This window comes from Bradyrhizobium sp. SUTN9-2 (assembly GCF_003122645.1).
GTDB lineage: Bacteria > Pseudomonadota > Alphaproteobacteria > Rhizobiales > Xanthobacteraceae > Bradyrhizobium > Bradyrhizobium yuanmingense.
The window spans coordinates 1,727,170-1,735,974 of the sequence record NZ_LAXE01000001.1; the positions used below are offsets into that span (position 1 = coordinate 1,727,170).

At 66.1% G+C, this 8,805-nt stretch carries 3 protein-coding genes and 1 pseudogene; 2 read left to right on the plus strand and 2 right to left on the minus strand.

The window, feature by feature from the left end:
* Window positions 1-1,310, plus strand: a 1,310-nt coding sequence (locus XF30_RS08150) for an outer membrane beta-barrel protein (RefSeq protein WP_109142386.1), incomplete at its 5' end; no start/stop codon positions are given.
* Window positions 1,311-1,479: 169 nt separating this feature from the next.
* Here XF30_RS08150 and XF30_RS08155 read toward each other — a convergent pair.
* Both XF30_RS08155 and gltB read right to left on the minus strand, forming a co-directional pair.
* Window positions 1,480-2,931: a glutamate synthase subunit beta gene (locus tag XF30_RS08155; protein ID WP_109142387.1), complete on the minus strand. Its 1,452-nt coding sequence runs from the start codon at window positions 2,929-2,931 to the stop codon at window positions 1,480-1,482.
* Between the two features lie 146 nt (window positions 2,932-3,077).
* Window positions 3,078-7,823, minus strand: coding sequence for a glutamate synthase large subunit (gltB, locus tag XF30_RS08160; protein WP_109142388.1), 4,746 nt, complete (start codon window positions 7,821-7,823; stop codon window positions 3,078-3,080).
* Between the two features lie 491 nt (window positions 7,824-8,314).
* Here gltB and XF30_RS08165 point away from each other — a divergent pair.
* Window positions 8,315-8,805 (plus strand): annotated as a pseudogene (locus tag XF30_RS08165) (hypothetical protein); the annotation flags it as partial.

Here is an 8,805-nt window from a genome sequence, read left to right on the forward strand (position 1 = left end):
CAACGCCGGCCACGACGCTGGGCCCGCCGCGCATCGCGCCACCGCCCTCCGAGACCGCGCACAAGGTCCCGGTGCCGGCGGCGATGGCGGGCAACGTGCCCGGCCAGCCGCTGCGCCGCCGCCTCAGGGCCGATGACGATCCGTTCGGCGCGGTCGGCGATTACGCCGGCAGCTTCCTGATCAAGGGCGGGCTCGAACTCTCCGCCGGCTACGACAGCAATCCGACGCGCCTCAACAGGCCCGTCGGCTCGCCGGCCTATGTCATCGCGCCCGATCTGCTCGTGGTGTCGGATTGGGAGCGCCACGCGCTGGTCGCCGATCTGCGTGGCTCGTTCTCGGGCTACACCAAGGACATGCCGGCGACGATCAACGGCTTGGCCTCGCCGTCGCCGGTCGAGGCCAATCGTCCCGATTTCAACGGCCATGTCGATGGCCGCCTCGACGTCACCCGCGATTTCAAGCTGACCTCGCAGCTGCGCCTGCGGCTCGCCACCGACAATCCCGGCAGCCCCAATGTGCAGGCCGGCCTGCAGAGATATCCGGTCTACGCCGCCTATGGCACGACGCTCGGCTTCGACCAGACCTTCAACCGCTTCCAGGTCGCGGCCGGCGCCACCATCGATCGCACCGCCTACACCGATTCCAAGCTCACCGACGGCTCGACCTTCAGCAACGACGACCGCAACTTCAACCAATATGGCGGCGTCGGCCGCTTCTCCTACGACCTCAAGCCGGGCCTGAAGCCCTTCGTCGAGATCCAGGGCGACAGGCGCGTCCACGACCAGGCCGCCGACCGCAACGGGTATTTCCGCGATTCCAACGGCGGCTATGCCAAGGTCGGCTCGTCCTTCGAGTTCTCGCGCATCCTCACGGGCGAGATCTCGGTCGGCTATTCCGCGCGCAGCTACACCGACCCGCGCCTCAGCCAGCTCGCGGGCTTCCTCACCACGGGCTCCCTGATCTGGAGCGCCAGCGGCCTCACCACGGTGAAGTTCTTCACCGACACGCAGATCTCGGAGACCACGGTCCCCGGCTCATCCGGCGTCCTGGTGCGCACCTACTCGGCCGAAGTCGACCACGATTTCCGCCGCTGGCTCACCGCGGTCGGCAAGTTCACCTACGGCACGCTCGACTACCAGGGCCAGAACCGCAACGACAAGACCTACTCGTTCGAAAGCAATTTGATCTACAAGCTCAACCGCAACATTTGGGTGAAGGGGACGCTGCGCCACGACATCCTGCATTCGAACCTGGCGGGATCGAGCTCGCAGGGTACGGTGGTGCTGCTTGGGGTGAGGTTGCAGAATTAGCGCGGCCATCGGCCCACGTCGGGGCGAGATGCCGTGCGGGCGTGGCTCTCTTCGCTCGTCATTCCGGGGCGCGCGCAGCGCGAGCCCGGAATCCATTTGTCCACCACCCTTGCGGCCTGATGGATTCCGGGCTCGCGCCAAGTGGCGCGCCCCGGAATGACCGGGTCGCCTACCGCGGCAGATCCGTCTTCCCCATCAAAAACGTGTCGATCGACCGGGCGCACAGCCGGCCCTCGCGGATCGCCCAGACCACCAGCGATTGCCCGCGGCGCATGTCGCCGGCGGTGAACACGTTCGGGCGTGAGGTCTGGTAGTCGAGCGTGTTGGCCTTGACGTTGCCGCGGGGGTCGAGCTCGACCGCGAGCAGCTTCAAGAGGCCCTCGTGCACGGGATGGACGAAGCCCATCGCGAGCAGGACGAGCTCGGCGTCGAGCTCGAACTCGGTGCCGGCGATCGGCTTGAACTTGTCGTCGACGCGGACGCAGTGCAGCTTCTTGACCTGGCCGTTCTCGCCCGAGAACTTCTGGGTCAGCACGGCGTATTCGCGCACCGCGCCTTCGGCCTGGCTCGAGGAGGTCCGCATCTTCAGCGGCCAGTTCGGCCAGGTCAGGCCCTTGTTCTCGCGCTCAGGGGGAGCGGGCATGATCTCGAGTTGGGTCACCGACAGCGCGCCCTGGCGCAGCGAGGTACCGATGCAGTCCGAACCGGTGTCGCCGCCGCCGATGACGACGACATGTTTGCCGCTGGCCAGGATTTCCTGGACGCCGCCGAGCGGCTCCTCGGAGACGCGGCGGTTCTGCTGCGGCAGGAAGTCCATGGCGTAGTGGATGCCGGCGAGCTCGCGGCCGGGGATCGGCAGGTCGCGCGGGGCTTCCGCACCGCCGGTCAGCGCCACGGCGTCGTACTCGTTGAGCATCTCGCGCGGATCGACGTTGCCCTCAGCGCCGACATGGCTGTTGTAGTGGAAGGTGACGCCTTCAGCTTCCATCTGCGCCACGCGGCGGTCGATGACGCCCTTCTCCATCTTGAAGTCGGGAATGCCGTAGCGCAGCAGGCCGCCGGCCTTGGCGTACTTCTCGTAGAGGTGGACGTCGTGGCCGGCGCGCGCCAGCTGCTGCGCACAGGCCATGCCGGCCGGACCCGAGCCGATCACCGCGACTTTCTTGCCGGTCTTCACAGTCGCGACTTCCGGCTGGAGCCAGCCATTGTCCCAGGCGCGATCGACGATCGCGCATTCGATGGTCTTGATGGTGACGGGGTTGTCGTCGATGTTGAGCGTGCAGGACGCCTCGCACGGCGCCGGGCAAATGCGCCCCGTGAACTCCGGGAAATTGTTGGTCGAATGCAGGTTGCGCGAGGCTTCTTCCCAATTGCCCTGGTAGACGAGGTCGTTCCAGTCGGGAATCTGGTTGTTGACCGGACAGCCCGGCGTGCCCGGCGCGACCGAGCCGGTGCCGTGGCAATAGGGAATGCCGCAATTCATGCAGCGCGCGGCCTGGTCGCGCACCTCCTTCTCGGAGAGCGGAACGACGAATTCCTTGTAATGCTTCACGCGCTCGGCGACCGGGGTGTACTTGCGGTCGTGCCGTTCGATTTCCAGAAAACCCGTGATCTTGCCCATTAAACCCGAAGTCCCTGCCGCTTAAATTCGTCTTGTTGTTTCCTCACCGTCATTGCGAGGAGCGAAGCGACGAAGCAATCCAGTCTTTTTTCCGCGGAGAGATTCTGGATTGCTTCGCTTCGCTCGCAATGACGAGGTGTAATGCCTTACGCCCCGATCGCGATTTTCGGCTCGGCGTCCGCGTTGGCCGCCATCTCGCGCAGCGCGCGCCGGTACTCGACCGGCATCACCTTGCGGAATTTGGGCAGCCAGTCCTTCCAATTGGCAAGGATGTCGGCGGCGCGCTTGGAGCCGGTGGCTTTGGCGTGGCGCGAGATCAGGACGTGCAGCCGCTCGACGTCGGAGGCGAGCAGGTTCCTGAACACGTCGACCCGGCCATGCGCCTCGAGGTCGCCGGCATGGTGATAGGTGCCGGCGTTGATCAGCTCCTCCGACAGCACCGGCTCGAGCTCGACCATGCTGAGGTTGCACAGCTTGTCGAAGTCGCCGGCCTCGTCGAGCACGTAGGCGATACCGCCGGACATGCCGGCCGCGAAGTTGCGCCCGGTCTTGCCGAGCACGACCACGATGCCGCCGGTCATGTATTCGCAGCAATGATCGCCCGCGCCCTCGACCACGGCGACCGCGCCCGAGTTACGCACGGCAAAACGCTCGCCGGCGATGCCACGGAAGTAGCACTCGCCCTCGATCGCGCCGTACATCACGGTGTTGCCGACGATGATGCTCTCTTCCGGCACGATGGCCGAGTTCCTCGGCGGCTTGACGATGATCTTGCCGCCCGAGAGGCCCTTGCCGACATAGTCGTTGCCTTCACCTTCGAGCTCGAAGGTGACGCCGTGGGCGAGCCAGGCGCCGAAGGCCTGACCTGCGGTGCCCGTGAGGCTGACATGGATCGTGTCGTGCGGCAGGCCGGCATGGCCGTAGATCTTGGCGACCGCGCCGGACAGCATCGCGCCTGCGGAGCGGTTGGTGCTGTTGATGGCGGCCTCGATCTTCACCGGCGCGCCGCGGTCGAGCGCTGCCTGCGCCTTCTCGATCAGCGTGCGGTCGAGCACCGCCTCCAGATGATGGTTCTGGCGCTCGGAGTGATAGATCTTCTGGCCCTTCTCTTCCTTCTGCTTGACGAAGAGCTTGGAGAAGTCGAGCCCCTTGGCCTTCCAATGCGCGACCAGCTTGGTCTGGTCGAGCAGCTGCACCTGGCCGACCATCTCGTTGAAGGTGCGGAAGCCGAGCGAAGCCATGATCTCGCGGACTTCCTCCGCGACGAAGAAGAAGTAGTTGATCACGTGCTCGGGCTGGCCGGTGAAGCGCTTGCGCAGGACGGGGTCCTGGGTCGCGACGCCGACCGGGCAGGTGTTGAGGTGGCACTTGCGCATCATGATGCAGCCGGCCGCAATCAGCGGCGCGGTGGCGAAGCCGAACTCGTCGGCGCCCAGCAGCGCGCCGATCACGACGTCACGGCCGGTGCGGAAGCCGCCGTCGACCTGGACCACGATGCGGCTGCGCAGCCGCTCGCGCACCAGGGTCTGGTGGGTTTCGGCGAGCCCGATTTCCCACGGCGATCCCGCATGCTTGATCGAGGTCAGCGGCGAAGCACCCGTGCCGCCCTCGAAGCCCGCGATGGTGACATGGTCGGCGCGCGCCTTGGCAACGCCCGCGGCCACAGTGCCGACGCCGATCTCCGAGACGAGCTTGACCGAGACGTCGCCCGTCGGGTTGACGTTCTTGAGGTCGTAGATGAGCTGCGCCAGGTCCTCGATCGAGTAGATGTCGTGGTGCGGCGGCGGCGAGATCAGGCCGACGCCCGGCGTCGAGTGCCGGACTCTTGCGATGGTCGCGTCGACCTTGTGGCCGGGCAGCTGGCCACCTTCGCCGGGCTTGGCACCCTGCGCCATCTTGATCTGCATCATGTCGGAGTTGACGAGATACTCCGTCGTGACGCCGAAGCGGCCCGAGGCGACCTGCTTGATCGCCGAACGCATGGAATCGCCGTTCGGCATCGGCTTGAAGCGGTCGGCTTCCTCGCCGCCTTCGCCGGTGTTCGACTTGCCGCCGATCCGGTTCATGGCGATCGCGAGCGTGGTGTGCGCCTCGCGCGAGATCGAGCCGAAGCTCATCGCACCGGTGGCGAAACGCTTGACGATCTCCTTGGCCGGCTCGACCTGGTCGAGCGGGATCGGCTTGCGCTTTTCTTCCTCCGCGTTCTTGATCCGGAACAGGCCGCGCAGCGTCAACAGGCGCTCCGACTGCTCGTTGAGGATCTTGGCGAAGGCGCGGTAGCGCTCCTGCGAATTGCCGCGCGCGGCGTGCTGCAGCAGCGACACAGACTCCGCGGTCCACGCATGGTCCTCGCCGCGGCTGCGATAGGCATATTCGCCGCCGACATCGAGCGCGGTCTTGTAGACCTGCGCCTCGCCGAACGCGTCGGCATGGCGGCGCACGGCTTCTTCCGCGATCTCCCCAAGGCCGACGCCCTCGACGCGGGTGTGCGTGCCGGCGAAGAACTTGGCGACGAAGTCGGCCTTGAGGCCGACCGCGTCGAAGATCTGCGCGCCGCAATAGGACTGGTAGGTCGAGATGCCCATCTTGGACATCACCTTGAGCAGGCCCTTGCCGATCGACTTGATGTAGCGCTTGACGATCTCATAGTCGTCGAGCGAGCCGGGCAGGCGGTCCTTCATCGCGGTGATGGTCTCGAACGCGAGGTACGGATTGATCGCTTCGGCGCCGTAGCCGGCAAGGCAGGCGAAGTGATGCACTTCGCGCGGCTCGCCGGATTCGACGACGAGGCCGACCGAGGTGCGCAGGCCGGTGCGGATCAGGTGATGATGCACGGCGGCGCAGGCGAGCAGCGATGGGATCGGCACGCGGTCGGTGCCGACCATGCGGTCGGACAGGATGATGATGTTGACGCCCTCGCGCACCGCGCTTTCGGCGCGCGCGCAGAGCTCGTCGAGCACCTGGTCCATGCCCGCCGCGCCGAGACCGGCGTGGAAGGTGGTGTCCAGCGTGCGCGACTTGAAGTGCGACTCCGCCACCTCCGAGATCGAGCGGATCTTTTCCAGGTCCGCGTCGGTCAGGATCGGCTGGCGCACTTCGAGGCGCTTGGTCGTGGCCATGCCCTGCAGGTCGAACAGGTTCGGCCGCGGCCCGATGATAGAGACGAGGCTCATCACCAGCTCTTCGCGGATCGGGTCGATCGGCGGGTTGGTGACCTGCGCGAAGTTCTGCTTGAAGTAGGTGAACAGCGGCTTGGCCTTGTCCGACAGCGCCGAAATCGGCGTGTCGTTGCCCATCGAGCCCGCGGCTTCCTCGCCCGTGGCCGCCATCGGCGTCATCAGGATGGTGATGTCTTCCTGGCTGTAGCCGAACGCCTGCTGGCGGTCGAGCAGCGACAGGTTGGAGCGCACGCCTGTCGTCGGCACCTTCGGAAGGTCTTCCAGCACGATCTGGGTCCGCTCCAGCCACTCCTTGTAGGGATGGCTGGCGGCGAGCGAAGCCTTGATCTCGTCGTCCGGGATCAGGCGGCCTTGCTCGAGGTCGACCAGCAGCATCTTGCCCGGCTGCAGCCGCCACTTGGTGATGATCTGGTCCTCTGGGATCGTCAGCACGCCCATCTCGGACGCCATGACGATGCGATCGTCCTTGGTGACGAGATAGCGCGCGGGCCTGAGGCCGTTGCGGTCGAGCGTGGCGCCGATCTGGCGGCCGTCGGTGAAGGCGATCGCGGCGGGGCCGTCCCACGGCTCCATCAGCGCGGCATGATATTCGTAGAAGGCGCGGCGCTTCTCATCCATCAAGGGATTGCCGGCCCACGCCTCCGGGATCATCATCATCACGGCGTGCGGCAGCGAGTAGCCGCCCTGCACCAGGAATTCGAGCGCGTTGTCGAAGCAGGCGGTGTCCGACTGTCCCTCATAGGAGATCGGCCAGAGCCGGTTGATGTCCTTGCCGTAGAGCTCGGAGCTGACCGAAGCCTGGCGTGCCGCCATCCAGTTGACGTTGCCGCGCAGCGTGTTGATCTCGCCGTTATGCGCGATCATGCGGTAGGGATGCGCCAGCGACCAGGCCGGGAAGGTGTTGGTCGAGAAGCGCTGGTGCACGAGCGCGAGCGCGCTCTCGAAGTCAGCCTCGTGCAGATCGGGATAGTACTTGCCGAGCTGGTCGGCGAGGAACATGCCCTTGTAGATCACGGTGCGGCAGGACATCGAGCACGGGTAATAGCCGGCGAGGCCGCGGTCGCGGCGTTGGTAGATCGCCTGCGAGATCGACTTGCGCAGGATGTAGAGCCGGCGCTCGAACTCGTCCTCGGTCTTGGCGGTGCCGTTGCGGCCGATGAACACCTGCATGCAGGCGGGCTCGGTCGGCTTCACGGTGACGCCCAGCGAGGAATTGTCGGTCGGCACGTCGCGCCAGCCGAGCAGGGTCAGGCCCTCTTCCTTGATCTGGTCGGCGACGATGCTCTTGATGACGTTGCGCCAGGCGGTGTCGCGCGGCATGAACAACGCGCCGATGGCGTATTCGCCGGGCGCCGGCAACTTGAAGCCGAGTTCGGAGGCCTTACGGCTGAAGAAGGCGTGCGGGATCTGCACCAGAATGCCGGCGCCGTCACCCGCGCGCGGGTCGGCGCCGACGGCGCCGCGATGCTCGAGGTTGCAGAGGATGCTCAGCGCGTCCGAGACGATCTCGTGCGACTTCTTGCCCTTGATGTTGGCGATGAAGCCGACGCCGCAAGAGTCCTTCTCCAGGCTCGGATCGTACAGGCCTTCGGCTCTGGGGCGCGAATTGTGCTCTTGAATCGGTGAGGTGATCGGATCGGTCGTTTTCGAGGCGACCGTCGCCGACAGCTCTTCTGCCACGATGTTTGCGCGCTCGAATTGCGACCCGTTCATTGTTCCTGTCCTCTCCATGCGGCAAGCTGCCTCACCGCCATCTTCGGCGCACCTTGGGCGTCCCGCGGCACCCGCTCCTGGGCCACCGCTCGTCCTCTGCGAGCCGCATTTTCTTAAATTCAGGCCTAGGCGTTCTTCGTCCCCGAGAACGGCTTTGCCTGTTACCTTGCCGGCGCTCGAGAGCACCAGTTCTCGCTGCAATCCCTATGCCGGAACCGCAGGCAAAATTGAGACAGTCTTCCTGTCCTAACCATCACCTTGCCAAATTTTTGTCTAGCACACAAGCGCGCGGAAGTCCCGATTCCGCAGAAGTCAATCGATCGCTTTCCAAAAGTTGCGCAGCCCCGGTTTTGAGGCAAACAGGCCCTGATCCGGCCCCGGCGGCGCCGAAATCCCAAATGAAGCTTCGGATCAACCCTTCGGAAGGCGCGCCACGCCGCGAGAAGCGAAAGAGGGCGGCCACCGGAGGGCCTGACAGGAGCGTCTGGATCATGAAGTTTTTCACAGGATGTGTGGCCGCCGCCGTGCTGGCGCTGGGTGCCAGTGCGGGGCAGGCCCAGGTTCCCGCGAGCGGTATCGCCAGAGGGGCCGTCATCGCGGTCTCGGATTTCGACGGGCCCTATGCGCCGCCGGAAGCCGCCCCGCCGCCGCGCTACGGTTATGGCTACGAGGAGCGCGGCCCGGCGCTGGCCCTGTTGCCGCCGACCGAGGTTTACGCCGTGCTGCGCGAGAACGGCTTCTCGCCCCTCGGCATTCCGCGCCTGCGCGGCAGCGTCTACACCATCGCGGTGATCGACAGAAACGGCGACGATGGCCGGCTGGTGATCGACGCCCGCGACGGGCGGATCATCCGCTTCATGCCCGCCCCTGACGCCTATGGCATGGCGCCCGCCTATGACGAGCGCGCGGTCGCGCCCTACGGGCCGCAAACCGCACTGCCGCCGACCGTGGTCCGCGGCGGCCCGCCGCGCCCGCCGGCGTC

Coding starts and splice junctions, on each gene's coding strand:
- XF30_RS08155 (WP_109142387.1), bottom strand. CDS start 2,931: ATGGGCAAGATCACGGGTTTTCTGGAAATCGAACGGCACGACCGCAAG.
- gltB (WP_109142388.1), bottom strand. CDS start 7,823: ATGAACGGGTCGCAATTCGAGCGCGCAAACATCGTGGCAGAAGAGCTG.